Origin of the sequence: Rhodopseudomonas pentothenatexigens (genome assembly GCF_900218015.1) — a bacterium.
GTDB classification, from domain to species: Bacteria; Pseudomonadota; Alphaproteobacteria; order Rhizobiales; family Xanthobacteraceae; genus Rhodopseudomonas; species Rhodopseudomonas pentothenatexigens.
In genome coordinates this window covers 36,223-60,778 of the sequence record NZ_UFQQ01000028.1, presented here as the reverse complement: position 1 = coordinate 60,778, position 24,556 = coordinate 36,223, and the positions used below count along the sequence as shown (strand labels likewise).

General features: G+C 64.3%; 29 protein-coding genes and 1 tRNA gene. 13 read left to right on the top strand and 17 right to left on the bottom strand.

Annotation, left to right across the window (positions count from 1 at the left end):
* Positions 1–152 precede the first annotated feature (152 nt).
* From DWA33_RS20935 to DWA33_RS20900, 8 genes are all read right to left on the bottom strand, one after another.
* A complete protein-coding gene (locus DWA33_RS20935; RefSeq protein WP_114360444.1) occupies positions 153–659 on the bottom strand; it encodes an RNA pyrophosphohydrolase in 507 nt (168 codons plus the stop codon).
* A 37-nt stretch (positions 660–696) separates the two neighbouring features.
* A complete protein-coding gene (locus tag DWA33_RS20930) occupies positions 697–1,929 on the bottom strand; it encodes a divergent polysaccharide deacetylase family protein (RefSeq protein WP_114360443.1) in 1,233 nt (410 codons plus the stop codon).
* Positions 1,930–2,085: 156 nt separating this feature from the next.
* Positions 2,086–3,465 (bottom strand): S41 family peptidase, encoded by a 1,380-nt coding sequence (locus DWA33_RS20925; RefSeq protein ID WP_114360442.1) that lies wholly within the window; start codon positions 3,463–3,465, stop codon positions 2,086–2,088.
* Positions 3,462–4,850: a murein hydrolase activator EnvC family protein gene (locus DWA33_RS20920; RefSeq protein ID WP_114360441.1), complete on the bottom strand. Its 1,389-nt coding sequence runs from the start codon at positions 4,848–4,850 to the stop codon at positions 3,462–3,464. Before DWA33_RS20920 ends, DWA33_RS20925 begins: the two co-directional genes overlap by 4 nt.
* Before the next feature lie 19 nt (positions 4,851–4,869).
* A complete protein-coding gene (gene rlmH, locus DWA33_RS20915) occupies positions 4,870–5,352 on the bottom strand; it encodes a 23S rRNA (pseudouridine(1915)-N(3))-methyltransferase RlmH (RefSeq protein WP_114360440.1) in 483 nt (160 codons plus the stop codon).
* 88 nt (positions 5,353–5,440) lie between these two features.
* Positions 5,441–5,818, bottom strand: coding sequence for a ribosome silencing factor (gene rsfS / locus DWA33_RS20910; protein WP_114360448.1), 378 nt, complete (start codon positions 5,816–5,818; stop codon positions 5,441–5,443).
* A gap of 289 nt (positions 5,819–6,107) precedes the next feature.
* Positions 6,108–6,737, bottom strand: coding sequence for a nicotinate-nucleotide adenylyltransferase (locus tag DWA33_RS20905; RefSeq protein WP_114360439.1), 630 nt, complete (start codon positions 6,735–6,737; stop codon positions 6,108–6,110).
* 24 nt (positions 6,738–6,761) lie between these two features.
* Positions 6,762–8,054: a glutamate-5-semialdehyde dehydrogenase gene (locus DWA33_RS20900; protein ID WP_114360438.1), complete on the bottom strand. Its 1,293-nt coding sequence runs from the start codon at positions 8,052–8,054 to the stop codon at positions 6,762–6,764.
* Positions 8,055–8,177: 123 nt separating this feature from the next.
* Between DWA33_RS20900 and DWA33_RS20895 the strand changes: the two genes are divergently transcribed.
* Entirely contained in the window at positions 8,178–8,459 is a 282-nt protein-coding gene (locus tag DWA33_RS20895; protein WP_110786880.1) for a type II toxin-antitoxin system ParD family antitoxin, read from the top strand.
* On the top strand, positions 8,449–8,748 hold the full coding sequence (locus tag DWA33_RS20890; RefSeq protein WP_114360437.1) for a type II toxin-antitoxin system RelE/ParE family toxin: 300 nt from the start codon (positions 8,449–8,451) through the stop codon (positions 8,746–8,748). Before DWA33_RS20895 ends, DWA33_RS20890 begins: the two co-directional genes overlap by 11 nt.
* Here DWA33_RS20890 and proB read toward each other — a convergent pair whose 3' ends face one another.
* Together proB and obgE are read right to left on the bottom strand one after the other, a co-directional pair.
* Complete coding sequence (proB, locus tag DWA33_RS20885; protein ID WP_114360436.1) at positions 8,749–9,879, bottom strand: glutamate 5-kinase; 1,131 nt, start codon at positions 9,877–9,879, stop codon at positions 8,749–8,751.
* A 135-nt stretch (positions 9,880–10,014) separates the two neighbouring features.
* On the bottom strand, positions 10,015–11,076 hold the full coding sequence (gene obgE, locus DWA33_RS20880) for a GTPase ObgE (protein WP_114360435.1): 1,062 nt from the start codon (positions 11,074–11,076) through the stop codon (positions 10,015–10,017).
* Between the two features lie 151 nt (positions 11,077–11,227).
* Here obgE and DWA33_RS20875 point away from each other — a divergent pair, with 151 nt between their 5' ends.
* Positions 11,228–12,133 (top strand): DMT family transporter, encoded by a 906-nt coding sequence (locus DWA33_RS20875; protein ID WP_114360434.1) that lies wholly within the window; start codon positions 11,228–11,230, stop codon positions 12,131–12,133.
* Here the strand turns inward: DWA33_RS20875 and DWA33_RS25285 are convergent, their stop codons facing one another.
* The 5 genes from DWA33_RS25285 to rplU form a co-directional block, all read right to left on the bottom strand.
* Positions 12,134–12,307: a hypothetical protein gene (locus DWA33_RS25285; RefSeq protein WP_167443249.1), complete on the bottom strand. Its 174-nt coding sequence runs from the start codon at positions 12,305–12,307 to the stop codon at positions 12,134–12,136. It abuts the gene before it with no gap.
* Between the two features lie 131 nt (positions 12,308–12,438).
* Complete coding sequence (locus tag DWA33_RS20870) at positions 12,439–12,630, bottom strand: hypothetical protein (RefSeq protein ID WP_114360433.1); 192 nt, start codon at positions 12,628–12,630, stop codon at positions 12,439–12,441.
* 211 nt (positions 12,631–12,841) lie between these two features.
* Positions 12,842–13,441, bottom strand: a complete 600-nt coding sequence (locus DWA33_RS20865; protein ID WP_114360432.1) for a GNAT family N-acetyltransferase — start codon at positions 13,439–13,441, stop codon at positions 12,842–12,844.
* Between the two features lie 131 nt (positions 13,442–13,572).
* Positions 13,573–13,845 (bottom strand): 50S ribosomal protein L27, encoded by a 273-nt coding sequence (gene rpmA / locus DWA33_RS20860; protein WP_114360431.1) that lies wholly within the window; start codon positions 13,843–13,845, stop codon positions 13,573–13,575.
* Positions 13,846–13,931: 86 nt separating this feature from the next.
* Entirely contained in the window at positions 13,932–14,318 is a 387-nt protein-coding gene (gene rplU, locus DWA33_RS20855; RefSeq protein ID WP_114360430.1) for a 50S ribosomal protein L21, read from the bottom strand.
* 339 nt (positions 14,319–14,657) lie between these two features.
* Between rplU and DWA33_RS20850 the strand changes: the two genes are divergently transcribed.
* Entirely contained in the window at positions 14,658–15,797 is a 1,140-nt protein-coding gene (locus DWA33_RS20850; protein ID WP_114360429.1) for an ROK family protein, read from the top strand.
* A 203-nt stretch (positions 15,798–16,000) separates the two neighbouring features.
* A tRNA-Ser gene (locus tag DWA33_RS20845) sits at positions 16,001–16,090 on the top strand.
* A gap of 32 nt (positions 16,091–16,122) precedes the next feature.
* Here the strand turns inward: DWA33_RS20845 and DWA33_RS25780 are convergent.
* Complete coding sequence (locus DWA33_RS25780) at positions 16,123–16,767, bottom strand: Y-family DNA polymerase (protein ID WP_114360428.1); 645 nt, start codon at positions 16,765–16,767, stop codon at positions 16,123–16,125.
* 131 nt (positions 16,768–16,898) lie between these two features.
* Here DWA33_RS25780 and DWA33_RS20835 point away from each other — a divergent pair, with 131 nt between their 5' ends.
* From DWA33_RS20835 to DWA33_RS20805, 8 genes are all read left to right on the top strand, one after another.
* Positions 16,899–17,702 carry a hypothetical protein gene (locus DWA33_RS20835; protein WP_114360427.1) on the top strand — a complete coding sequence of 268 codons (804 nt, stop codon included), beginning with the start codon at positions 16,899–16,901 and terminating at the stop codon, positions 17,700–17,702.
* Between the two features lie 4 nt (positions 17,703–17,706).
* Entirely contained in the window at positions 17,707–17,952 is a 246-nt protein-coding gene (locus DWA33_RS24970; RefSeq protein WP_147270263.1) for an ABC-three component system middle component 6, read from the top strand.
* The gene (locus DWA33_RS20830) at positions 17,949–19,712 is read left to right on the top strand and encodes a DUF2326 domain-containing protein (RefSeq protein ID WP_114360426.1); all 1,764 of its coding nucleotides are present in this window, start codon (positions 17,949–17,951) and stop codon (positions 19,710–19,712) included. The genes DWA33_RS24970 and DWA33_RS20830 overlap by 4 nt, the downstream gene beginning before the upstream one ends.
* 73 nt (positions 19,713–19,785) lie before the next feature.
* Complete coding sequence (locus DWA33_RS20825; protein ID WP_114360425.1) at positions 19,786–20,667, top strand: hypothetical protein; 882 nt, start codon at positions 19,786–19,788, stop codon at positions 20,665–20,667.
* A 149-nt stretch (positions 20,668–20,816) separates the two neighbouring features.
* Entirely contained in the window at positions 20,817–21,293 is a 477-nt protein-coding gene (locus DWA33_RS20820) for a hypothetical protein (RefSeq protein ID WP_114360424.1), read from the top strand.
* Positions 21,294–22,170: 877 nt separating this feature from the next.
* Positions 22,171–22,350 (top strand): hypothetical protein, encoded by a 180-nt coding sequence (locus DWA33_RS20815; protein ID WP_114360423.1) that lies wholly within the window; start codon positions 22,171–22,173, stop codon positions 22,348–22,350.
* Positions 22,351–22,851: 501 nt separating this feature from the next.
* Positions 22,852–23,613 carry a cytochrome c oxidase assembly protein gene (locus tag DWA33_RS20810; protein WP_114360422.1) on the top strand — a complete coding sequence of 254 codons (762 nt, stop codon included), beginning with the start codon at positions 22,852–22,854 and terminating at the stop codon, positions 23,611–23,613.
* Positions 23,610–24,104 (top strand): CopD family protein, encoded by a 495-nt coding sequence (locus DWA33_RS20805; RefSeq protein ID WP_114360421.1) that lies wholly within the window; start codon positions 23,610–23,612, stop codon positions 24,102–24,104. Before DWA33_RS20810 ends, DWA33_RS20805 begins: the two co-directional genes overlap by 4 nt.
* On the opposite strand, the gene DWA33_RS20800 is transcribed toward DWA33_RS20805, so the two are convergent.
* On the bottom strand, positions 24,068–24,550 hold the full coding sequence (locus DWA33_RS20800) for a DUF2231 domain-containing protein (protein WP_114360420.1): 483 nt from the start codon (positions 24,548–24,550) through the stop codon (positions 24,068–24,070). The two genes, DWA33_RS20805 and DWA33_RS20800, sit on opposite strands and share 37 nt — an antisense overlap.
* Between the last annotated feature and the right edge of the window lie 6 nt (positions 24,551–24,556).

The window sequence follows — 24,556 nt, the reverse complement described above, 5'->3', positions numbered from 1 at the left end:
TCGTACTCGGCCATCAGAAACCGCCATTTCTGGATGTAATTCCGCTCGATCGTCCGGTCGAAACTGTTGTCGCGCATCGAAGCCTCCCTGATGGGTGGATTCGATCACCGAATTATTGAACTTGCACAGCAATGACGAAAGGATCGGTCGCGTTACACCGCGGCGGCGAGCTGGGTGAATTCTTTGACGACGCGTTCGTAGACCGGGCGCTTGAACGGCACGATCAGTTCCGGGAGATTGTGCATCGGCTCCCAGCGCCAGCTGGTGAATTCAGGTTTGTGGCCGTCGCCGGGGTGGGCGACGTTGATCTCGGAATCGACCCCGGTGAAGCGCGCGGCGAACCATTTCTGGCGCTGGCCGCGGTAGCGGCCCTTCCAGGCGCGGCCGGCGACGGTGCGAGGAATGTCGTAGATCAGCCAGTCCGGCACTTCGCCGAGCTTTTCGACCGAGCGGACGCTCGTCTCCTCGAACAGCTCGCGCTTGGCGGCTTCCCAGGTGTCCTCGCCGGGATCGACGCCGCCTTGCGGCATTTGCCAGACGTGGGTTTCGTCGACGTGCTCGATGCCGCCGGCGCGGCGCCCGATGAAGACGAGACCCTCCCGGTTGATCAGCATCACGCCGACGCAGGTTCGATAGGGCAGGTCTTCGTAGCGGGCCATTCCGTCAGTGCCTTCCGCATCCCCAAGCAGGGTCAACTCAACTCGATTTTGATTTCAGCATCGCCGTTGTCAATGGCACCAGCAGGATGCCTCGGCTCTCCAAGCTCTTGCTCCAGTTGACAATTCGTTCAATCGTCACGGGAAGCGCAGAAGCCATGCCGATTGCGCTGCCGCGTTCCTTGGCGATGCTCTCCAGCCGCGCCAGCGCCTTGTCGACGTCGGCGCCGGCGGGCACCTGATCAATCGTGAGGTCGGCTCGCGCATACGGGATCGCCAGCGATTTGGCCAGCGTGCCGGCGACGCTGCGCGGCGCGGTGCCGTCGTCGAGATAGCCTAGTCCGCGCTTGGCCGCGTCGCGGATCACCGCCTGCATCGCCGGCTCGGTGGCGACGAACCGAGCGCCCATGAAATTCGATAGTCCGACGTAGCCCTGAATCCGGCTGAGATGCCAGTTCAGCCGGTCGAGATTCTGCTCCGGCGCGCTGGAGGTCAGCAGCGTCTGCGGTCCGGGGTCGTTGTCCGGATAATCGAACGGCTCCATCGGGATCTGCAGAATGACCTCGTGGCGCTTGGCCCGCGCCTCGGTCGCCAGCTTGCCCGGGTCCGATCCGTACGGCGTGAAGGCGAGCGCCACCGCCGCCGGCAGCTTCATCACCGCCTCGTTGGTGCGGGCGGCGCCGATCCCGAGGCCGCCGACCACGATCGTGACCGTCGGCATCCGCTCGGCCTTGGCGCGATCGGCGTCGGTGGTCATCGCATAGGCGTTGAACGGCTTCAGTCCGCCGACCATCACGGGAATCATGCCGTAGCGCGATTGCTCGAGCAGCTTGGGGTTGATCCCGTCGGCCGGCGCCTGGGCGGCGGGCAGCTCCGCATTCTCCGCACCGCCGGTCGCGACCACCACGTCCTGGCGGGTGCCCTTGGAGCCGTCGATGATGGTGATGGTCTTGTGGCCCGGTGCCGCTTCCTTGGTGCCTTGGTGATCGGCGGCGGCAGTCGCAGGGCCGCCGGTCTTGCCGCCCTGATCCTGGCCGGGTTCGGCTGCGGCCTGTTTCGGCTCATCGGGGGCCGGCTTGATCTCGACCTGAACCACCGGCTCGCCACCGAACGGATCGTTGCCGAAGATCGCAAAGCCGAGGAACACCAGAACGAACAGGCCGAGCAGCGTCGCGATCGCCTGCGTGGCGTTGAACGGCAGCCGATAATGGCGCAGCCGCTGCCACCGGTTCCGCTTCTGACCCAGCGGGGTGCTCAGTTCGTCCGCCGACACTGCTAACGATCTCCCGAATCAGTCGGAGCGACGATAGCACGATGCAGCCGGCGCTCGACGCCGCGCGGCGGTCTCGGGCGCCAAGCCGCCCAGCAAAAAGGGCGGCCCCGCCGGCCGCCCTTCGCGCAGATATTCCGGGTCGATGAATGCGAACGGTCAGTTCGCCGCCTTGTTGCCGGCCGGCTTGTCGACCGCGGCCTTGTCGCCGTTGGTCTGCTTGTCCGCCGTCGGCGCGGTCGCATTGACCTTGATGCCGTGGAGCAGATCGGCCGCTGCCTTCAGCGCCTTGTCGTCCTTGGCTTCCGGCGGCACGTAGGATTGCGAGCCGGTCTTCTCGTCGCCGTCGGCGCCCTTCAGATGGCCGCGCAGCGAAGCCTCACCCTTGGTGTCGGTCCGCGCCTTGAGGTCGGCGGGCACGTCCTGCATCACTTCGATGTCCGGGGTGATGCCCTTGGCCTGGATCGACTTGCCCGACGGCGTGTAGTAGCGCGCGGTGGTCAGCCGCAGCGCGCCGTTGCCGGAGCCGAGCGGGATGATGGTCTGCACCGAGCCCTTGCCGAACGAACGGGTGCCGACCACGGTGGCGCGCTTATGGTCCTGCAGCGCGCCGGCGACGATCTCCGACGCCGAGGCCGAGCCGCCGTTGACCAGCACGATCACCGGCTTGCCCTTGGTGAGATCGCCCGCATGGGCGGAGCGGCGCTGGGTTTCTTCGGCGTTGCGGCCGCGGGTCGACACGATCTCGCCGCGGTCGAGGAATGCATCCGACACGGTCACGGCTTCCTCGAGCAGACCGCCCGGATTGTTGCGCAGATCGAGGATGAAGCCCTTCAGCTTGTCGGCACCGATCTGATTGGTGAGGTTGCCGATTTCCTTCTTGAGGCCCTCGGTGGTCTGCTCGTTGAAGGTGGTGATGCGGATGTAGCCGATGTCGCCGTCTTCGACGCGGGCGCGCACCGAGCGGACGCGGATGTTATCGCGCACCAGCGTCACCTCGATCGGAGCGTCCTGGCCCTTGCGGACGATCTTCAGCCGGATCTTGGTGTTGACCGGGCCGCGCATCTTCTCGACCGCCTGGTTCAAGGTCAGGCCCTGCACCGCCTCGTCGTCGAGATTGGTGATGATGTCGTTGGCGAGAATGCCGGCCTTCGACGCGGGGGTGTCGTCGATCGGCGACACCACTTTGATCAGCCCGTCTTCCATCGTGACTTCGATGCCGAGGCCGCCGAATTCGCCGCGGGTCTGCACCTGCATGTCACGGAAGCTCTTGGCGTCCATGTAGCTGGAATGCGGATCGAGGCCGGTCAGCATGCCGCTGATCGCGGATTCGATCAGCTTGGAGTCGTCCGGCTTCTCGACGTAGTCACTACGGACGCGCTCGAACACATCGCCGAACAAATTGAGCTGGCGATAGGTGTCGGAGGTGGCGGCGCGGGCACTGGCGCCCATCAGCATCGTGCGCGGCTGAGTGACGAAAAGTGTCAGCGCGGCACCGGTGACGGCGCTGAGGAGGATTACCGAAGTCTTGCGCATCATCCGCGAACCTTTTCGCCTTCAGTTGCGGCCCACCATGGGCCTGGATCGATGGGAGTGCCGTCTTTACGGAACTCGACGTACAGCACGGGCTGACTGGCGTTCGCCGCGATAATAGAGGCGACCCGCGAGGTCGAACCCATGGTCGCGACCGGCTCTCCCGTGAGCACGAATTGGCCAATATTGACCGAAATGCGCTCCATCCCGGCGATCAAGACATGATACCCGCCCCCGGCGTTGAGGATCAAGAGTTGTCCGTAGGAGCGGAATGGGCCGGCATAGACCACCCAGCCGTCGCACGGCGTCGTGATCTGCGCCCCCGGCCGCGTTGCGAGTGAGATGCCGCGCTCGACGCCGCCGACGCCGTCGGGGCGGCCGAAATCGCGGATCTTGGTTCCGTTGACCGGGAGCGGCAGCATGCCTTTGGCGGACGCGAATGCGACTGCCGGGCTGAGCCGGCCTGGATCTTTGAGCGCCGCCAGATTGGGTTTGCCGCCCGGTGCTGCGGGGGCCCCCTTCTGACCGGCGACCGCCGCCGCCTTGGCGGCGCTCTTGAGGTCCTGCTCCATCTTGGCGATCAGGCCTTGCAGGCTGTCGACCTGGCGCGACAGGGTCAGGGCCCGGCCGCGCTCGGCCTCGATGTCCTTTTCGACGGCGCTCTGCTGCCGCTGCCGCTCCTCGACCAGGGCGGCGAGCCGGGTCTGGTCGGCGGTCAGCTTCGAACGGTCGGCGGCGAGCACGTCGCGCTCGGCGGCGATCCTCTGGCGCACGGCGATCAGTTCACCGAGGTCGGTGGCGAGTCGTTCGGCCCGGGTGCGCAGCTCCGGCACCACCGCGCCGAGCAGGATCGCGGTTCGCAGCGACTCCAGTGCATCTTCGGGGCGCACCAGCAGCGCCGGCGGGGCGCGGCGGCCGGCGCGCTGCAGCGCAGCCAGAACCTCGCCGATCTCGTCGCGGCGCTGCTCGAGCGAGGATCGGATTTCGGTTTCGCGGGCGTCCAGCGGTCGCAATCGCGCTTCGGCGTCGCTGATCCTAGTTTCGACCGTCCGCACTTTGCCGGCAACGTCGATCAGTTCCTGGTTGAGCTTGCTGCGGTCAGCACCGATGGCAGCGAGATCGGCTCTCAGCTTGTCCTGCTGTTCGGCGGCGCTCTTTTGCTGCGCACGGGCCGCTTCCAGCTCCTGCTCGTGCTGCTTGATCAGGTCGGCCATCGACGGCGATGCAGCGGTGGCGGCCGGCGCTGTCTGCGCCCGGGCTGAGCCGATCAGAGCGTCTTGAGAGCCGGCGAACACACCGCCCGCGGCGAGGCCAGCGGACAACAGCGCCACGCGCCGCCAATTGCCGGCAGCCGCCTGATCCCTCGCAGCCGTGTCGCGCGGTACATGCATCGGTTCACTTCGGCGTCGGTTACGCACGATGGTATGGATGTCCCGCCAAGATCGTCGCGGCCCGATAGATCTGCTCCAACAGTAGGACACGGACCATCTGGTGCGGCCAGGTCGCAGCGCCGAACGACAGGCTCAACTTTGCCTTGCGCCGCAATTCGGGCAAAAGTCCGTCCGCACCGCCGATCACGAAAATAGTACCTGCCACCTGTTCGTCCCGCCAGCGCCCGAGCTGCGCGGCAAAGGCCGCGCTGCCGAGGCTTTGGCCGCGCTCGTCAAGCGCCACCAGAACCGCGCCGTCGGGCACCTGGGCGGCGATCGCGGCGGCTTCTTCCGCCATCCGCGCCGGCGCCTCCCGGGCGCGGCTCTCGGAGATCTCGTGGATGTCGAGGCCGCGGAAGCCGAGCTTGCGGCCGAAATCGTCGAACCGCGCGCGATATCGCTCGGCGAGCTCTCGCTCCGGCCCCTGCTTCAGCTTACCGACCGCCAGGATCATCAGTCGCATCGGCTCACGCGCCTCTTGCGCGAGAGCCGCGCTACTCATCCATCAGACAGGCGCCGCCAGTCGCGCCGACACCAACCGGGTCCGATAACTACAGCGTCTTCGCCGGCGACGGTCCCTGGGTCCACAACCGCTCGAGGTTGTAGAATTCGCGGACCTCGGGACGGAAGACGTGCAGCACCACGTCACCGCTGTCGATCAGCACCCAATCGCAATTCGGCAAGCCTTCGACGTGCGGCGCGGCGATGCCGGCCTGCTTCAGCGCCTTGACGACGTTCTCGGCGATCGCGCCGACGTGACGGTTGGCCCGTCCGCTGGTGACGACCACGTAGTCGAACATCGCTGATTTGCCGCGGAGGTCGATGGTCGCCGTCTCTTCCGCCTTCATGTCGTCGAGGCGGGAGAGGATCAGTTTCAGCGTTGCCTCCGCATCGGGCGCAGCTTTGAACTGCGATGCATTCGGAGTGATCGCCTCAGGGGTCGGTACTGGCGCAGTCCTGGTTGACGCGGACCGCGAAGCCTCTGCCGCGACCGATTTCGGCAAAGCCGACGTGGACAATACAGAAGTGGTCAGGGACCTTTCCTTTCACTGTATCGCGGGTGCCGACTCCCGGCGCCCACAGGCCATTCTAAAGCAATTTCCAGCAAAGTGGAATCCAGGGCGCCTCGAGTGCGCCGTAGAAGCCGCCGCGCCGTCTCGCAAAAGTCACACGTCCGATGTGGGGAGCGCCGCGCCGAGAGTCCAGCAGACGCGACCATCATGTCTTCCAGCTTCCATCGGGGTTCCGCAACGCGGTCGAGGACACCGGCGATTTCAGTCCGGTTAGAAACACCCAGGCAGGCGCGGCGCGATCCGCCAGCGTCGCCGCCTTGTCGGTAGGAATTCGCATTCGCATCAGGCGCTGCGCGGCGGGAGCCGCCAATGCGCGCAAGCTGGTCGGCGGACGGTCGATCACCGCAATCGGGACCTCGGCCGCGATCTGCTGCCACTGCTGCCAGCGATGGAACTGAGCCAGATTGTCGGCGCCCATGATCCAGACGAAGCGAGCGCCGGGACAATGCCGGCGCAGATAACGAAGAGTATCAGCAGTGTAGCGGGTGCCGATGACGGCTTCGAGACGGCTGACCCGGATGCGCGGATCGTCCGCGACGCTCTGTGCTGCGGCGACCCGGGCGTCGATCTCGCGCAGGCTGGAGATATCCTTCAGCGGATTGCCAGGCGATACCAGCCACCACAGCCGGTCGAGCTTCAGCCGCTTGATGGCGAACTGACTGATCGCACGATGCGCCAGATGCGGCGGGTTGAACGAGCCGCCGAGCAGCCCGATCCGCATCCCGGGCGTGAACGGCGGAATCGCGCGGCGCGCCGCGGCGAGATCCGGCGTCACCTCAGCCTCGGCGGCGCGGCGGCATCACGGCCGGGTCTGCCCGCTGCCATGGATGCGATACTTGAAGGTCGTGAGCTGCTCGGCGCCGACCGGCCCGCGGGCGTGAAATTTGCCGGTGGCGATTCCGATCTCGGCGCCGAAACCGAATTCGCCGCCGTCGGCGAACTGCGTCGAGGCGTTGTGCAGCACGATCGCGGAATCGACTTCGCCGAGAAACTTCGCGGCGGCCTGAGCATCCTCGGCGACGATCGCGTCGGTGTGGTGCGATCCGTGATCGTGGATATGGGCGATCGCCGCGTCGACGCCGTCGACCAGCTTGGCGGCGATCACCGCATCGAGATACTCGGTGTCCCAATCCTCGTCGCTCGCCGGCTTCACCCGGGGATCGACCTGTTGCACGGCCTGATCGCCGCGGACTTCGCACCCCGAGTCGATCAGCATCGTCACCAGCGGCGCCAGATGCGTCGCAGCGCCCGCGCGATCGATCAGCAGCGTTTCGGCCGCGCCGCAGACGCCGGTGCGGCGCATCTTGGCGTTGAGCACGATCGACTTGGCCATCGCCGGATCGGCGCTGCGATCGACATAGACGTGATTGACGCCTTCGAGATGCGCGAACACCGGCACCCGCGCCTCGCTTTCGACACGCGCCACCAGGCTCTTGCCGCCGCGCGGCACGATGACGTCGACTGCACCATCGAGGCCCGCGAGGAGCAGGCCCACCGCGGCACGGTCGCGGGTCGGCACCAAGCTAATCGCCGCGTCCGGCAGCCCCGCCTCGCGCAGCCCCTGCACCAGGCAGTCGTGAATCGCACGGCAGGAGCGGAAGCTCTCGGAGCCGCCGCGCAGGATCACGGCATTGCCGGACTTCAGGCACAGCACGCCGGCGTCGGCGGCGACGTTGGGCCGGCTTTCGAAGATCACCGCGACGACGCCGAGCGGCACGCGGACGCGCTCGATCGTCATGCCGTTCGGCCGTTGCCAGCTCTCGGTGACGGTACCGACCGGATCGGCGATGCCACGCACCACCGTGATGCTTTCGGCCATCGCCTCGACCCGCGCCGGCGTCAGCGTCAGCCGGTCCAGAAACGCCGACGTCGTGCCAGCCGCCTTGGCATCGGCGACATCCTCGGCATTCGCCGCCAGGATCTTGTCGGCATGGGCGCGGATCGCCCGCTCCATCGCCTCCAGCGCGCGGTTCTTCTGCTCCGGCGGCGCCAGCGCCAGGATCCGGGCGGCGGCGCGGGCCTGGCGGCCCAGGTCGGTCGTCAGCGTCGTCAGTTCGGCGCTGCCGTCGATGGCTTTGAGCGGGGCGGTCATGGGCTGGAGCCTGAAAAATCCGAGTTGCGTCATGTAAATAGGAGGAAAATGCCGGTACGCCAAGCCGGTTGCAGGGAAACCGGGTGATCCCTATCCTTCTGAAATCTGCTCAAGGAGGCTCCCATGGCCGGCAGCTACACCCTCGACGAGCACTCCGCGGCGTTCGTCGACAGCTTGGTCGAAAGCGGTCGCTACGAAACCGCCGGCGACGTCGTGCGGGAAAGCCTGCGCCAGATGCAGGCGCGCGAGGCCAAGCTCGAAGCACTGCGCGCCGAGATTCAGAAGGGGCTGGACAGCGGGCCGGGCGAGGAGTTCGACGCCAAGACCTTGGCTGAGGATGTGAAGCGACGTGGACGGGAGAGGCTCGCCGCTGCGCGCGCAGCAGCCTCCAAAAGTGTTTCTTAATCGTCGCCTCAGTCCACGCGCGCGCACCGACCTCGATCAGATCTGGTCATTTATTGCAACTGATAACGAACACGCTGCTGATGCGGTGATCGAATTGATCACCCAAACGTTCGACCTCCTCACGCAGAATCCTGGTGCAGGGCGGCGGCGCCCCGAACTGTCACCAACGGTCCGGAGTTTTCCTGTCGGTAGTTACCTGGTCTTCTACACGGCCGAGGCGGGAGCCATTCGGATTGCGCGTGTGCTGCACGGGCGCCAGGACATTACGCCCAAGGATATCGCGCCCTGATCACGCTGGTGCCGTTCCGACCACCAGGTCGTCGCGATGGATCATCTCGGCGCGGCCGGTGATTCCGAGAATCATCATCACGTCGGGGGACGACCGGCCTTTGATCTTCTCGGCGTCCTCGGCGTCGTACGCGACCAGGCCGCGGCCGATCTCGTGAGTATCCGGCCCGCGCACGATCACCGCATCGCCGCGGGAGAACTGGCCGTCGACCCGGATCACGCCGGCCGGCAGCAGGCTCTTGCCGGCGCGTAGCGCGCTGACCGCGCCGGCGTCGATCGTCAGCGTTCCCTTCGGCTCCAGCGAGCCTGCGATCCAGCGCTTGCGCGCCGTGACCGGATTGGCGGGGGTCAGGAACCAGGTGCACTTGCCGCCCTCGGCGATCGCCTTGAGCGGGTGATCGATCTTGCCGGAGGCGATCAGCATATGCGTTCCGGCCGACGTCGCGATCTTGGCCGCCTCGATCTTGGTACGCATGCCGCCGCGGGATAGTTCCGAACCGGCGGCCCCGGCCATACCCTCGATCTCGGCGGTGATCGATTCGACCACCGAGATCAGCGTGGCGTCGGGATTGCTGCCGGGCGGAGCGGTGTAAAGCCCGTCGATGTCGGACAGCAGGATCAGCAGATCGGCGCTCGCCATCGTGGCGACCCGCGCCGCGAGACGGTCGTTGTCGCCGTAGCGGATTTCGGTGGTGGCGACGGTGTCGTTCTCGTTGATCACCGGGACAGCCCGCCATTCCAGCAGCTTGCCGATGGTCGAGCGGGCGTTGAGATAGCGTCGGCGTTCCTCGGTGTCCTGGAACGTCACCAGGATCTGGCCGGCGCCGATGCCGTGAGCGCCGAGCACTTCGGACCAGGTCCGCGCCAGCTCGATCTGGCCGACTGCGGCCGCGGCCTGACTTTCCTCGAGCTTCAGCGGACCGCGCGGCAGCTTCAGTCGGCTGCGCCCCAGCGCGATCGAGCCGGACGACACCACCATCACGTCGCGGCCGCCGCGATGCAGCTCGGCGATGTCGGCGGCGAGCGCCGTCAGCCATCCGGCCCGCACCTCGCCGGCGGCGGAGTCGATCAGCAGCGACGAGCCGACCTTGACGACGATGCGGCGGAAATCGTGAAGCTTGGGACTGGCCATCGGAGGTATCGATCACAGCGTCGCGGCGCAGAGCGCGGCGACTGGCGGGAAGTGGCTCGTTTTGCAGCACGGCGCCGGCCCGCGCAAGCCGTGCAAACGGACCGGCAGATCTGTCGATCTCCGCTGCTGCGCCGCTCAGGCGTCCTGCGGGGCCCAAGGCTTGGCTTCGGCCGGATTGTCGGCGGTGCCGATCGCCTTGTCGGACACCGGCGCTTCGCCGATCACCGCGACCAGCGCCCGCAGCGCCTCCGGCACACCCTGCCCGGTGACGCCCGACAGCAGCAGCGGAGTCTTCTTGGCCGCCCGCTTCAGCCGGTCCTTCTGCTTCTTCAATTCGTCCGGATCGACGGCGTCGATCTTGTTCAGCGCAACGATTTCGATCTTGTCGACCAGCGTCTCGGCATAGGCTTCGAGTTCGCCGCGCACCGTCTTGTAGGCCTTGCCGGCGTGTTCGCAGGTGGCGTCGATCAGATGCAGCAGCACCCGGCAGCGCTCGATGTGGCCGAGGAAGCGGTCGCCGAGGCCGGCGCCTTCGTGGGCGCCTTCGATCAGCCCAGGAATGTCGGCAAGCACGAACTCGCGGCCGTCACTATTCACCACACCCAGCTGCGGATGCAGCGTCGTGAACGGATAGTCGGCGATCTTCGGCTTGGCGGCGCTGACCTTGGACAGGAAAGTCGATTTGCCCGCGTTCGGCAGCCCGACCAGGCCGGCATCGGCGATCAGCTTCAGCCGCAGCCAGATCCAGCGCTCTTCGCCCGGCAGGCCGGGGTTGGCGTGGCGCGGCGCGCGGTTGGTCGAGGATTTGAAATGGGCGTTGCCGAAGCCGCCATTGCCGCCCTTGGCCAGCACGAAACGCTCGCCGACCTTGGTGAAGTCGTGGATCAGCGTTTCCTTGTCCTCGTCGAAGATCTGGGTGCCGACCGGCACCTTCATGACGATGTCCTTGCCGCCGGCGCCGTGGCGGTCGCTGCCCATGCCGTTGCCGCCCTTCTGGGCCTTGAAGTGCTGCTGGTAACGGTAGTCGATCAGCGTGTTCAGGCCGTCGGCGGCCTCGACGATGATGTCGCCGCCGCGACCGCCATTGCCGCCATTGGGGCCGCCGAATTCGATGAACTTCTCGCGGCGGAACGCGACGCAGCCGTTCCCGCCGTCGCCGGAGCGGATGTAAACCTTGGCTTCATCGAGGAATTTCATGGGTCATCCGTATCGTAAGGTCGGGGGGCGCGGCAACACTTCGATCACCGTCTGCAGCCAGGGCGGTCTGAAAGTCGAAGCGACGCTGCGACGCCTTGCGTCGGTTCGCGCAGCGGCGCGATAAGCGCCGGTCTTGACCGACAGGGCAGATATGGGGCTGTTCGCCAAAATCACCACCGCATCCGATCCGCGCACTGCGCGGATCACCGGCATCCTGCTGATGCTGCTGGCGATGCTGGCGTTCTCGTTCGCCGACGCGGCGGGTAAGACGGTGGTGGCGGTCTATTCGGTCGGGCAGCTGTTGCTGCTGCGCGCGTTGGGCGGTTTGCTCGTGCTGTCGCCGCTGATCTGGCGCCAGCGCCGCGCGTTCCTGCGGCTGGAGCGGCCGGGTCTGCAACTGGCGCGGACGCTGATCGCGACCTGCGAAGTCGCGGTGTTCTATCTGGCCACCGTCTATCTGCCGCTCGCCGACGTCATCACCTTCTATCTGGCCTCGTCGCTGTTCGTCTCCGTCGGTGCAGCGGTGTTTCTCGGCGAGACCATCGACCGGCCGCGGGGGATCGCGATCGGCGTCGGCTTCGTCGGTGTGCTGATCGCGCTGCAGCCGTCGGCCCAGACGGTCAGCTGGCCGGCGCTGATCGCGATCCTGGCCAGCGTACTGTTCGCCGGGCTGCTGCTGCTGACCCGGTTTCTGCGCCGGACTCCCGACATGGTGCTGGCCTCGCAGCAGTTCGCCGGCACGCTGGTGCTGGGATCGGTTCTGGCGCCGTCCGGCTGGATCACGCCGTCCGCGACCGATTTGGTGTGGTTCGCGATCTCGGGGGCGGTGTCGGCGGTCGGTCTGCTGTGCGTCAATCGCTCACTGCGGCTGGCGCCGGCGAGCGTCGTGGTGCCGTATCAGTACACGATGATCATCTTCGCCGCCGCGTTCGGCTGGTTGCTGTTCGGCGACGTGCCGTCGCACGCAACCGTGGCCGGGGTCGCGATCATCATCGCGGCCGGGCTGTATCTCGGCTGGCGCGAACGCAGCGCACCGCGGCCGTCCGAGGGCGGTTGACTACTCGCCCACCCGGAGCGCCAGCCCGCTGAATCGTTCGCTGAGCAGGCGCGCGCGTTCGCGGCGCTCTTCGATCAGCAGCTTGCGTTCGGTCGCCTCGAACGCGTCGAGGTCGGCACGGAACTCGTTGCGCACGTCGCGCGCGGTGACGCTGTGGTCTGGCGAATCGGACATTGGGACCTCCCTGGTCGAACTGACACCTGACTACACGGCATTGATGAAAATCGCGTAGTCGCGGGGACGGAAGCGGCACGTGCGCCCGGCGATGGTTAAGCGCCGATTGAACGCGCCGCGATGCGTCGTGATCAGATGCCGAAACGGCGGTCGAGATCGACGAAGCGGAAGCTGAGCTGTTCGGCCCGCTCGCGGTGCTGATCGGCCTCCACGGCGCGGTCGGCGGCGCGTTCGAGCTGATCGATCGTCGCGGGCGCGAGCGGCTGGATGTCTTCGGCGAGGTCGCGGGCGAGGACGGCTTGGATGTAGCGATGAGCGGACATTTCGGAACTCCCTGTGTGGAAGTCCGTCCTACGCAGCCTGCGCGCTTCGCTGAACTCGGTTCCGACCGAGGCTGACGGTTCGTCGTCCCGCCGTGGTTAAGCGGCCGGTAACGGCGAGGCCGCGGCTCGATACGACTGTCCCGAAACAACATCGGCCGGGTCGCGGCCCGGCGGATCGGTTCACTTCATTGACGACGCGCGACCGCGCGGGTCAGCAGCGCCGCCTGGTGGTGCCCCACTTCTTCAGCGACGACCACACCCCGCGGGTCAGACGGAAGCAGTCGACCGGAGTCGACGAGCCGATCGATTCGAAACGGTGCAGCTCGACGCCGGTCCACTGGAAGCCGCACTTCTCCAGCACGTTGCGCGACGCCGGATTGATCACGCGGGCGCCGGAGATCATCTGCCGGGCGCCGTGCACCTCGAAGGTGAAGTCGATCACCGCCCGCGCGGCTTCGGTGGCGTAGCCGTTGCCCCAATGCTGCACGCCGAGCCAATAGCCGAGCTCCGGCGCATCGCGGTCGCTCCAGTCGACGCCGACCAGTCCGATCGGCTCCAGGTCTTCGGCCTCGATCAGGAAGACGCTGTCGTGGCCCTGGCCCAGCGCGGTGACGAAGCGCGCGGCGTCGTCGCGGCTGTATGGGAACGGCATCCGCCGGGTCATCTCGACGACGCGGCGATCGTTGGCGAGCGAAGCGATGGCCTGTACGTCCGCGAGCACCGGTTTACGCAGCGTCAGCCGCTCGGTCTCGAGGACGCACGGTCTCGCTTCGCGCAACGAGGGCGTGGTGGTCGGGATCTCCTGCAACATGGCGGGCTCCTGAAGATGCGCCGTAGAACTACGCAAAGAAAAAGGGGAGGCCGGTTATCCCGCCTCCCCTGGAGCCCTTGTGTGCTCCGCCGGTTTGACAGGACCCGGCGGACACATATTCGTTCCACCGTCTATTCGGCCGCCTGCATCGCAATCGGAAGGACCGATACGTAGGTGCGGCCGTTGGCTTTGGCGCGGAATTCGACGCGGCCTTCCACCTTGGCGAACAGGGTGTGATCAGTGCCCATGCCGACGTTGACGCCGGGATGCCACTGAGTGCCGCGCTGACGCGCAATGATGTTGCCGGGAATCACGTGTTCGCCGCCGTAAGCCTTGATGCCGAGGCGCTTGCCCGCGGAATCACGTCCGTTGCGCGAAGAACCGCCCGCCTTTTTATGAGCCATAGCCCGTCTCCAAAATCCGAATACCTTTTAGATGAATCCCGTTACGGAATCATCCCGCTTTTTTGTCACGCCTGCTGCGCGCCGGCTTACTCGGCAGCGTCCGCCGCCGGAGTCGCTTCGGCCTTGACGCGCTTGGGGCGCGGGCCGACCGAGGGCTGCTTGCCGTCGGCGAGGATCTCGGTGATCCGCAGCACGGTGATTTCGTCGCGATAGCCGCGCTTGCGCTTGGAGTGCTTGCGGCGGCGCTTCTTGAACGCGATCACCTTCGGACCGCGCTTGTGGTCCAGCACCTCGGCGGCGACGGTGGCGCCGGCCACGGTGGGCGCGCCCAGCGTCGGGGTGTCGCCGCCCAGCACCAGCACTTCGCCGAGCTGGATGATGCTGCCGACGTCGCCGTCGAGCTTGCCTACTTCGAGCACATCTTCCGGAACGACGCGGTACTGCCGGCCGCCGGTTTTGATGACTGCGAACATCGTTTTTCTTCCTTCGTGTTCGATCCCGGCCTCGGGTGACCCGGGCCGGCTTTTTGGTCAGTCGGTTAAGGACTTGCGGCGGGATCGCCGCGGGCATTCCGTGCGGATGGACTTGAGCCGGGCGGAAGCCGCCTCTGGCCGCACAAAAGGATTCGGCGCGAGACCTGCCCGCGCCGGTGCCGGACTTATACTGCCCGGCGAAGTCAAGTCAAGGCAAAGGCGGCCAAATCCGCCGCGGGAGCGGCGCCGGCCGCGACCAAACGGGCTGTTTGGCCGGTCGGCGGATGCAACCAACCGGTTCCCGGGCCGTTGTCATGCGGTTTTCACGGGGGACGCGCCATGGCTGAGGATACGCTGACCACCACGACCGCGGGCATCGCGGTCCACGGCGCCGCGCGGCTGCCGTCGGTCGACATCGACACCTACAATATCGAGCTGAAGGACGAGGACGGCTTCCTGGGCGACCGCGCCAGCAAGGGCGCGTTCCAGCGCATCCTCGACTCCTGGCGCAAGCCGCTGCGCAAGAACGGCGAGGACCCGTTCGGCAAGACCGCGACGGAGGACATCTCCAAGTCCATGCTGGACGCGGTGCTGACCGGCGACGACGCCAATGCGGCTGCGCTGGTGCATGGCGCGATCGAGGACTTCGCCCAGGAGCTCGCTTATGTGACCAAGCGATTCCTCAAGACCAAGGCCTGGACCGACACCGAATGCATCGTCGTCGGCGGCGGCTTCCGGCAGAGCCGGCTCGGCGAGATCGCCATCGCACGAACAGAAATTCTATTGCGATCAGAGGGACATAAGGTCGATCTGGTGCCGATCCGGTTCCATCCCGACGAGGCCGGCCTGATCGGCTGCCTGCATCTGGCGCCGTCGTGGATCTTCGAGGCCCATGACAGCATCCTGGCGGTCGACATCGGCGGCTCCAACATCCGCTGCGGCGTGGTCGAGACCTGCTGGAAGAAGGCGCCGGACCTGTCGAAGGCGTCGGTGTGGAAGTCCGACCTTTGGCGACACGCCGAGGACGAGCCGACCCGCGAGGGCGCGGTGAAGCGGCTGACGCGGATGCTGAAGGATTTGATCTCGGAGGCCGAGGACGAAGGCTTCAAGCTGGCGCCGTTCATCGGCATTTCCTGTCCGGGCGTGATCAACGCCGACGGCAGCATCGAAAAGGGCGCCCAGAACCTGCCCGGCAATTGGGAGAGCAGCAAATTCCACCTGCCGCGCAGCCTGCTCGAAGGCATCCCGACGATCGGCAGACACGACACCGCAATCCTGATGCACAATGACGGTGTGGCCCAGGGCCTCAGCGAAGTGCCGTTCATGCAGGAATTCGAGCGCTGGGGCGTGCTGACGATCGGCACCGGCCTCGGCAACGCCCGCTTCACCAACCGCAAGTCCAAGGACAAGGACAAGGCGAAGAAGGAGCGGGAGAAGGAAAAAGACAAGGACAAGAAGGAGCGGAAAGAAAAGGCCTGAGCGGCCGACCGGGGCCGGCTGGCATCGCTTCACCAGACCGGTTGCCAGTTTTGGCCGGCGGGGGGCCGGCCGTGCGGCTCGGGGCGGTCGTCGTGGCGGCACCGTCATGGCCGCCAAATCTTCCGACCCACCTTGTGCATCCGCCCCGCCTCGCCTAGAACACGCCCCGACCACCGGGCGTGAATCGCCCGCTTTTGGCACCAGGAGAGGTGGCAGAGTGGTTGAATGCACCGCACTCGAAATGCGGCATAGGTGCAAGCCTATCGGGGGTTCGAATCCCTCCCTCTCCGCCATCGCTGCTTGATAGCGCAGAAGTCCTTCAAAATCAATAACTTATCGAGCGCCCGGATGTTGACGGTGGAGCACCCCGGTGGAGCACTGCAACGCGGACCTTGCCACGAATTGTTCGGTCGTGCGAGCTGTCCATCGTGTGAATAGGCGCCGAACTTGCCCCCATTAGTGATGAACGTTCTGATCGATGAATCAGAGGCTTCCACTGGCTTGGCTGGCGTCCATCCTCGGACCCGATCCGGGGGCAAATGGTGCGCGAGTAAAACTTCGCCTTTTCAAACTTCACTTTGCTGAGGTGCCGGGGGTCGACCCATGCCGATGCCAAGCGCCTTTTTTCGTTGCTCCGCGCAATGACGCAGCCGTCGTTATTCGATAGGACAACCGGCTTACCGTGCAGGGCGGGTTGGAAGGCACATTCGCAGGAAACAAAGAAGTTATTGCAGTCCGCAAGGGCGCTGGGCGCTGCCACGCCTAGAACATCGTATGGATTGTTTGACCTAGCCAAACTTCGAAGGCAGTGCGTTCGCTGATGGAGATGTGCTCGAAAGTCTGGTTCTCGGCTTGCAGCCGGGCTTCTTGCCGCGTCGCCGGCGCTTAATTGCGAACTCGTCGTCAACGAGGGCTGCCACCACCGATGGGTCGACGGGCGGCCGCGAGCGGTCGACCATAGCGATGTCATTCCGGAAGATGCCTTCGCCCCTATGGCCTGAGCTTGTGCAGGAATGGGACGAATTGTGCTGAACATCTCGGCGAGCGTATCTGCTTGTGGTAGTAAGAGACATTGCAAACAACCCACTCGGATTGCGCCCAGTGAGCTCCCTCAACGAGTCTCAGCCAAAATCGCCGCCTAAAAAGGTTGCCAAGGCGCGGTCTTATTCCGACAAGACGCTCAAACTGCTCTTTGCCCTGTGTGGGAATCAGTGCGCGCATCCCGAGTGCTCGCAGCCCATCATCAAGGCTGCGACTTTAAGTTCTCCGAACATCGTCGTCGGGCACATCAGCCACATCTATGCGCATAGCGGGAAGGGTCCGCGGGGCAACCCCGGAATGACCGAGAAGCAGTTACGGCAAGCGGACAATCTCATGCTGTTTTGCCCCACTCACCATGTCATCGTCGATGGGCAGCATGAAACCTATCCAGCAGTCCTGCTCAAGCAGTGGAAGGAACAGCACGAACGCCAGTACCGTGAGAATTTGTCCGCCAAAATTACGGACATCGGTTTCGCTGAGCTGGAGGTTGTCGCCAAAGCCTTGCTGGCTCCGGCGGCCGTGGGAAATGGCGATTTTAATGCCATTCCACCTGCGGCAAAGATCGCAAAGAACAAGCTCGGGGCAACCTCGACCATGTTGCTGACACTGGGAGCTGCGAAGTCCAGAGAGGTGGAACGGGTTCTCCAGTCTGCTTCCCAGCTGGATAGCACGTTCCCGGACCGGCTCAGGAACGGTTTTCTTATGAAATACCAGGAATTGCGAGCGGAAGATTTCGATGGGGACGATCTTTTCCTGGCTATGTATGAATGGGCCGGAGGAGGAGGGGGTGACAAGGGGCGCGAGGCTGCTGGCTTGTCGATCCTGACACATCTCTTCGTTATCTGCGATGTCTTCGAGAAGTGAGTCGATGACATTTCTGCCCACCAAGTACGTCCCGCTCGATGCCTCAATGATCGGCGTCGCATCGATCATAATGGGAGGCCTCAAATCCAATGATACCGTTTCGACACTTTGGGACCGGGTGAGATTGCACCCGCAAATACGAACCTTTGACCGTTACGCAGAGGCCTTAACGTTTCTCTTTGCGGCCAATCTCATTGATGTACGTAACGGTATACTCATTCAGCCTGCCGGCGGTGGAAAAGCGGCATGATCATACGTGTTTGGTCCGATCTGGCGACGTTCAAGGAAGTGACATTTCAAGACGGCTTCAACGTTGTGCTTGCCGATACAGCTGAAGATTCAAAGGAGACGGAAAGCACCAACGGTCTCGGAAAGACGACCCTGATCCGGATCGTTCATTTTTGTCTTGGTATGGAAACAGGCCGTGACAAGGTGCTCAGTCACCCCGACCTGGCCAATATATCATTTTGTTTGGATATGTCGGTCGGTGGCGCGATCGTTACCGTGAAGCGAAATACATCGACACCAAAGCAAGTGCTGGTGAGCTCCCTATTAGTCGATGGGCTGCATATTGATGCCAAGAGGATCGACGACGAGTTTGTACAAATTGGTACCGATGACTGGAAGAGGGTGCTCACTCATCGGTTCTACCCACCTGCTCATGGAATCACGACACGGCAGCCCTCCTTCCGAGACATAGTCTTGTACTTAGTTCGACTGGGCAAGGCGGCCTTTGCTGACCCGCAGATGGCCTTTCAGGGACAATCAGGGCCAGGCAAGAGATTGAATGTTAGCTATCTCTTGGGGCTGAACTGGGGTTTGCAGGAAAACATCCACGAGCAACTTGCAAGCCGGGGCCACCTAACCGACGCCTCCAAGGTAAGAAGGGCGGCGGAAGAGGCGGGTGCGGAAAAATCGATCGGTGAACTTGAGGCCGAACGTGTCGCGCTGGAATCGCAGCTAAGTGCAAAGAAGAAGGAGTTGGATTCGTTCAACCTGAGAGAGGACTACCGGGATCTTGAGAAACGGTTGGGCGGCATAGACCGCGACCTGCACGATGCTATCAACGAGAACTTTTCCGATGGTCGTTTACGTGACTATTATCAGGAAAATTCCTCTGACGTCCCCGAAGCCGATACGACTCGACCGATCGCTATCCTTCAGGAAGCCGGCGCCGTATTCAAGGATGAGACTCTGCGCAAGCTGAGCGAGGTGGCGTCGTTCCATGAGCAAGTCTATCGAAATCGGAAAGATTTCTTGAAAGCCGAGGTGACCAGGCTTGATCGGGCCATCCGAGCTAGAGATGCCAAGATCGATGCGCTATCGTCGGAAAAGCAGCAGCTATTGACCGTTCTAAGAACAAGCGGCGCCATAGATACCCTGATTACCCTACAGCGGACGCACACGGATCTGAATGCACGCCACCAAGTTCTTATCTCGCAGATCGACGACCGGAAATCGATAGATCGACGGGCTGACGAGTTAACGGCGGCGATCGCTCGCGACAGGACCTTGTTGAAGCAGGATCTTGAGGATCGCCGTCAACAGGTCGACGAAGTGAGGGCTCTCTTTGCAGAATTTACCCAGGAACTTTATGGCCGGCCTGGGCGGTTAGGAGTAGACGTCGGCTCGAATGGTTATTCGTTTTCCTTTACGATTGACCGGCAGGGAAGCGACGGGGTCGATCAGATGGTGGTGTTCTGTTTCGATCTAACCGTCGCGAGTGTGTGGGCCAAACGTGGCAAAGGCTTCCCGGTGCTGATTCACGATAGCAGCCTTTTCGCGGACGTAGATCCGAGACAGTACGCTAAGGCACTGAAGTTGGCGGCAGACAATTCAGCGAAATATGGATTCCAGTACGTTTGCTGTTTGAACGTCGGATCTATTCCAAAAGACCACCTAGGGGAATTTTCGATAGAACCATACGTAAGGCTGCGATTGAATGATGTCGGCCCGGAAGGACGGCTGCTCGGCAAACAATTGCCACCGAGGGAGAAAACCGCGGCTTAGAAGCTAGGTAGTTTCATACATCAATAGAACTCCGTTTTCACGGATGTAATCAGCGCGGGCACGAAGATTCGCCATGAAGCCGGTCCCGTTTCAGATTGAAAAGGTCTATCCGCCGCGCGGCCCACTGCAGCAGTACAGGCTCGTTCAAAGCGCGGCATTCAACTGTTTCCGGTGCGGGCAATCCAAGAAATCAAAGCTGACGACGATCTACGGGGACGATTGGTCAAGACGCCTTTGCAACGGGTGCTACGGCCGGCTCCTGTCGATTTACGAGGTTAAGGGCGGCCGCACGCCAGATGACGAACGCACGGATGCTCTCGCCGCTGTGCTGCTTGGGCTCGTCAGCAAGGATGAGATCATCCAGGCTGAGCGGTTGCTCAGGGCATCCGAGAACCGCGCTGAATTGCTTTCGCCGGAAGCCATACGGTTCATAGCGACTTCGGAGCACGTGTCGAAGCATCTGGCGAGTCAGCCTGGGCTGGAATGGTCGCCAGCTGTTATTGGGCTGTGCAAGTCGGTAGAGCTGGAGGCTGCCCGACTCCTTCTGCGACCGCTGGCAGTCCAACTTGCCGAGGCCAATCTTGCGGTAGACCGAGCTGACAAGGACTACGGCCGAGTCGCCGCATTCTGTACCGATCCCACGCGACGTCCACCAGAGCTTGGAGCGATCGTCCACTTTCTGAGGACCTTGGCGAATAGCAAGAAGCGCCGTCAACAGAGTTTGCTTCTCCAGGGCTTTTTGAAGTTGGTTTCAAACTGGCCCGGCTCGCATTGGTTGCTCGACGAGAGCGGACTTGCCAGCTTCCTCAATGTCCTGACGACTGACTACAGAAATCCAGCCGCCCACACGACGGAACTCGGGCAGGCCGATTACGCCAGATGTCGCAATCTTGTCCTCGGCGCGGACGGCGGCCTCTGGAAGCTTCTGGTATCTACGGTTCGGCATCGCCGCTAGCGATCGTGATGACAGACAGGAAGCGACGGCAGGTCCATCAGCAAACAGGAAAACTTACTTAGGCAAACATGTCGAAAAAATCGCGAAGGGCTCTTAGGCGCAGACGGCAACGAAGGAAAAGAGGGCTTGCCTTGCGGCCAATTGATCGGATGAACGGAGCGCTCGGCGAGTTTCTCACCGCGTGTGGCGAGCTGGAGTTCAAGATGATTGTGTTTGCTGACTACATAAGCGAACCAGGTATCGAGGCTATCTTTGCGGACCTTTCGGGCCCGTTCGGACCAAAGATCAAGGCATTTAAGGAATGGTGCGATCTCTCAGGCGTGCCGGACGCTAGGAAGGCTCGGCTTCAGCGGGTTTACAAGAAGCTCGACGAGCTGTTGCCGAAAAGAAACTTCCTTGTTCACGGAGAAACATGGGATGGCCAGTTCAAAGGGAAATCACTTCAGCCGTACAGGGTGGGGATCATAAAGAAAGATCTTGATTACATAGATAAGTTTGATCGGGGCGAACATGGAGCCAATGTGTTCAGCATCGACCAGGTCCGGGCGGTCACACGTGAGTGCCGTGACATCATCGCTGATCTCGACGTTCTTCGCGACGCTCACACCCTTACGGAAGACTTGTAGAAGACTCTCAATCGTTGGGCTGCAAACTCTGCAGGGATCGATGCCAGCGCCTTGCTTCCAGCTGGGAACGCGGTTGACGTTCTCGCCGAGGATTTTGGTGGTCGGCAATCGGTCCTCCTAGGACCTCTCCACAAATGACTTTGTTGGTCTTCTGGTCGTTCTCGGCATGCAGCTCGGCGCCCATCACCGTGCCGGGCCGCGAATCGGTCCAGCCTTGCGCTTTGGACGGTCTTAGTCGCCTTCCTCAACGGGAGCGGCCTTGCATCAGGGCGCGTCGTGTCCGGGACCGAGCGGACTGGCAAGCTCAACCTATAATTGGAGCAAGGATTCGATATTTGTCCGGAGATTTCCACCATGCTGACGAAGGCGAGCGGGTCGGTGCAGGGACTGCGGACGTTCGAGATCAGGCCTGGGCCGAGCCGCGGTAATACTAATCCTTGGCGCGGAGCGTTTCGGCGGGGCGACAAGACCGAAGAAAAGAAGCTCGGAGCGGCCAACCGCGCCGATCAGGCGGACCGGAAAAGAAAATATTTTTCTCTTTGGGGCCCGCGCACGGCTCCGGGCTCATTTGGCAGTCGTGTGGAGGCTCCGACGCGAGTGCCGGGCGTCCGAAGCGGTCCGCCGGAAAGGGCTGTGGGGATTTTGAGGCGAATTAAATCCCCATCGGTCCCGCTCCAGTCGTTTCGTTCCCCAATTAGTCCTGTGGTCGCGCCTCAGGGCTGGTTGGGCAGGGCATTGGCCGGAAACGCGATTTTTAGCGGGGAGAAACCAAGAAAGCGCCTCGCGCGCGCGCGATTAACACCTCGTTAACCTTTTCCGCGCCAGGAAGGAGGTCGGGCTGGATGTGTGGCATCGGCTCTTGTTCGGGAGTGCGCGAATGAACCGATTCAAGCTTGGCGACGAGGTTTGTAAGGACAACGGACGGCGCGGTGTCGTCCGCGCGATCTTCGTGAACCGGGACGCGGCGCGGATGTGCGCGGTCGAGATCAATGGCGCGCTGGACTTCGTCGAGGAAGCCAGACTGGCGCCGCCGCAACAGGCGGACCTCGCCGCCTGACCGCTCGGGCCGGTCCGCCTTGTTGATGCGTTGGTCAGGCGGCCGTTCCGATTCGCCGGCAACACCGGTCGTTGATTAGAGCTGCAGTTCGCTCGGCGTGAGCACGCCGACGCCGGGTCTCGCGGACAACCTGCGCCGAACCCGCCGCGCGCTGCGCTTCCATTGCATCCCAACCGAAACGCCGCCCGGCCAAGATGCCGGCGGCCCCGCGCTCGCCTGCCCCCCCTCGGGCCTTGTCACCGCGTCGCCGCGCCGTCGAGCGAGGCGGGTGCCGCTTGCCGCAAAGCTCGCCGACCCGGACGCTGTCCGCAACGCCGCGCGGTCGTGCCGGCCGGGCGCCGGCGTGGCGATTTGCCGCCGAACCCCGATAGCATCCCTGATCGATCCAGGACGTTGCCCCGGCCGGAAGCCGCGCGGCGGCGGGCCCGCGTTGTGCAGACGTTCCGAGCTCCGTAGGCAGCCGCGGCGCCGGCGTCGACGGCTGCGATCCTGGGAGAGGTGATGATCGAGCCCTATTGTGGATCAGCGCCGCTCCCGGCGGAGCTGGTCGGCCGCTGGAATCTCGATCCGGTGCTGATCGCCGCGCTGCTGGTCGGCAGCATCGCCCATTTGTCCGTGGTCGCCACGCCGGGCGGCACGGACGCGCGACGGGCGTGGCTGGCGCCGGCTGCGGCATGGACGATGCTGGCGGTGCTGTTTGTTTCCCCGCTGTGCGCGCTGACATCGGCGCTGTTCTCGGTGCGGGTCGCCCATCACGTCGTGATGGTGGCGGTCGCGGCGCCGCTGCTGGCGCTGTCGCTGCGGCGGATCGCGGCGGTGGCGGCGGTCGCGCGCGCCGGGTCGGCGGCGTTCGTGCTGCACTCTGCCCTGCTGTGGCTATGGCACGCGCCGGCGCCCTATGCGGCGGCGCTGGCCGAGCCGGCTGTGTTCTGGGTGATGGAGCTGAGCCTGCTCGGCAGCGCCGTGGTGCTGTGGCTGGCGATTCTGTCGCTGGCAGGGCCGGTCGGGCGGAGTCTGGCGCTTTTGCTGGGGGCGGTGGTGCAGATGGGCATGCTGGGCGCGGTGATCACCTTCGCCCGTGCGCCGCTGTACGACGCCCATCTGGGCGTCACCACGCCGTGGGGGCTGTCCGCCCTGCAGGACCAGCAGCTTGCCGGCCTGGTGATGTGGGTTCCGGCGGCGCTGCCGTATCTGGCGGTGGCGCTGATCCTGCTGGGGCGCCGGCTCGACCGCCCGATCGCCGCCGATGAACCGGTCCGATGATCGCGTGGCTGAAGGCTGTTCATATCCTGGCGCTGATGGTGTGGTGCGCCGGGCTGCTGGCGCTGCCTGGCCTGTTCGTGCATCGCAGCCGGCTATCGGATACCGCGGCCGCCGAGTTGCACCGGCTGACCCGGACCCTGTTCATCCGGGTTGCGTCGCCGGCGGCGTTTGTCGCGGTGGTGGCGGGTACCGGGCTATTGTTCCTGCGCGAGGTGTTCACCACCTGGATGATGCTGAAGCTGGTCGTGGTCGGGGTGCTGGTGGTGATCCACATCCGCAGCGGCCATCTGATCCTCAACCTGTTCGCCCCCCACGGCAGTTTCGTGGCCTGGCGCCGCTGGGCGTTGACCGGCGCGACGGTGTGCACGATCGCCGGTATCCTGACGCTGGTGCTGGCCAAGCCCGAGCTGACGCCGGCAGGGCTGCCGGACTGGCTGACGCAGCCCGGCGGCCTTCAGTCGTTGGTCGACACCATCAAGCCGACGCCGTGATCGAACACCAGCTTGCCGCCGTGCCACCCGGCGAGGCCGACGAACACGGTGCCGAGCGCCGAGATCATCAGGCCGACCGGCAGCACCGGGTCGTCCTGCACCAGCCGCCATCCCCAATTCGCTCCGGCGATCGACACCAGCGTCACGCCGGCGACGGCGTGGGTCCAGCTCGTCGTCCGCTTGCGGATACCCTCGACCAGCAGCAGCTCGGCGGTGCCGGCGAGGCTGGCGGCGACGCCGAGCCAGAATGCGAAGCCGCTCGCCCACAGCCCGACGCGGACCCAAAACGGGTCGGCGGTCCACCAGTAGAACACGTCGCAGCCGAGCGTGGAGATCACCAGCGCGATCGGAAACGCCACCAGCATGGCGTGGACCGGGTGGCCGGCGAATGCCACCACCGAACTGGTGTCGTAGTCGCTGATCTCCTCGACGACGGATTTCGGCATGGCGCA

Excerpts from the sequence above, each read along its gene's own strand:
- DWA33_RS20810 (WP_114360422.1), top strand. The coding sequence starts at position 22,852 with ATGATCGAGCCCTATTGTGGATCAGCGCCGCTCCCGGCGGAGCTGGTC.
- DWA33_RS20850 (WP_114360429.1), top strand. The coding sequence starts at position 14,658 with ATGGCTGAGGATACGCTGACCACCACGACCGCGGGCATCGCGGTCCAC.
- DWA33_RS24970 (WP_147270263.1), top strand. The coding sequence starts at position 17,707 with ATGACATTTCTGCCCACCAAGTACGTCCCGCTCGATGCCTCAATGATC.
- DWA33_RS20925 (WP_114360442.1), bottom strand. The coding sequence starts at position 3,465 with ATGATGCGCAAGACTTCGGTAATCCTCCTCAGCGCCGTCACCGGTGCC.
- rpmA (WP_114360431.1), bottom strand. The coding sequence starts at position 13,845 with ATGGCTCATAAAAAGGCGGGCGGTTCTTCGCGCAACGGACGTGATTCC.
- DWA33_RS20805 (WP_114360421.1), top strand. The coding sequence starts at position 23,610 with ATGATCGCGTGGCTGAAGGCTGTTCATATCCTGGCGCTGATGGTGTGG.
- DWA33_RS20935 (WP_114360444.1), bottom strand. The coding sequence starts at position 659 with ATGGCCCGCTACGAAGACCTGCCCTATCGAACCTGCGTCGGCGTGATG.
- obgE (WP_114360435.1), bottom strand. The coding sequence starts at position 11,076 with ATGAAATTCCTCGATGAAGCCAAGGTTTACATCCGCTCCGGCGACGGC.
- rlmH (WP_114360440.1), bottom strand. The coding sequence starts at position 5,352 with ATGCGACTGATGATCCTGGCGGTCGGTAAGCTGAAGCAGGGGCCGGAG.
- DWA33_RS20870 (WP_114360433.1), bottom strand. The coding sequence starts at position 12,630 with ATGTCCGCTCATCGCTACATCCAAGCCGTCCTCGCCCGCGACCTCGCC.
- DWA33_RS20815 (WP_114360423.1), top strand. The coding sequence starts at position 22,171 with ATGAACCGATTCAAGCTTGGCGACGAGGTTTGTAAGGACAACGGACGG.
- DWA33_RS20875 (WP_114360434.1), top strand. The coding sequence starts at position 11,228 with ATGGGGCTGTTCGCCAAAATCACCACCGCATCCGATCCGCGCACTGCG.
- DWA33_RS20865 (WP_114360432.1), bottom strand. The coding sequence starts at position 13,441 with ATGTTGCAGGAGATCCCGACCACCACGCCCTCGTTGCGCGAAGCGAGA.
- DWA33_RS20830 (WP_114360426.1), top strand. The coding sequence starts at position 17,949 with ATGATCATACGTGTTTGGTCCGATCTGGCGACGTTCAAGGAAGTGACA.
- rplU (WP_114360430.1), bottom strand. The coding sequence starts at position 14,318 with ATGTTCGCAGTCATCAAAACCGGCGGCCGGCAGTACCGCGTCGTTCCG.
- DWA33_RS20895 (WP_110786880.1), top strand. The coding sequence starts at position 8,178 with ATGGCCGGCAGCTACACCCTCGACGAGCACTCCGCGGCGTTCGTCGAC.
- DWA33_RS20825 (WP_114360425.1), top strand. The coding sequence starts at position 19,786 with ATGAAGCCGGTCCCGTTTCAGATTGAAAAGGTCTATCCGCCGCGCGGC.
- DWA33_RS20900 (WP_114360438.1), bottom strand. The coding sequence starts at position 8,054 with ATGACCGCCCCGCTCAAAGCCATCGACGGCAGCGCCGAACTGACGACG.
- proB (WP_114360436.1), bottom strand. The coding sequence starts at position 9,879 with ATGGCCAGTCCCAAGCTTCACGATTTCCGCCGCATCGTCGTCAAGGTC.
- DWA33_RS20920 (WP_114360441.1), bottom strand. The coding sequence starts at position 4,850 with ATGCATGTACCGCGCGACACGGCTGCGAGGGATCAGGCGGCTGCCGGC.
- DWA33_RS20820 (WP_114360424.1), top strand. The coding sequence starts at position 20,817 with ATGAACGGAGCGCTCGGCGAGTTTCTCACCGCGTGTGGCGAGCTGGAG.
- DWA33_RS20800 (WP_114360420.1), bottom strand. The coding sequence starts at position 24,550 with ATGCCGAAATCCGTCGTCGAGGAGATCAGCGACTACGACACCAGTTCG.
- DWA33_RS25285 (WP_167443249.1), bottom strand. The coding sequence starts at position 12,307 with ATGTCCGATTCGCCAGACCACAGCGTCACCGCGCGCGACGTGCGCAAC.
- DWA33_RS25780 (WP_114360428.1), bottom strand. The coding sequence starts at position 16,767 with ATGACATCGCTATGGTCGACCGCTCGCGGCCGCCCGTCGACCCATCGG.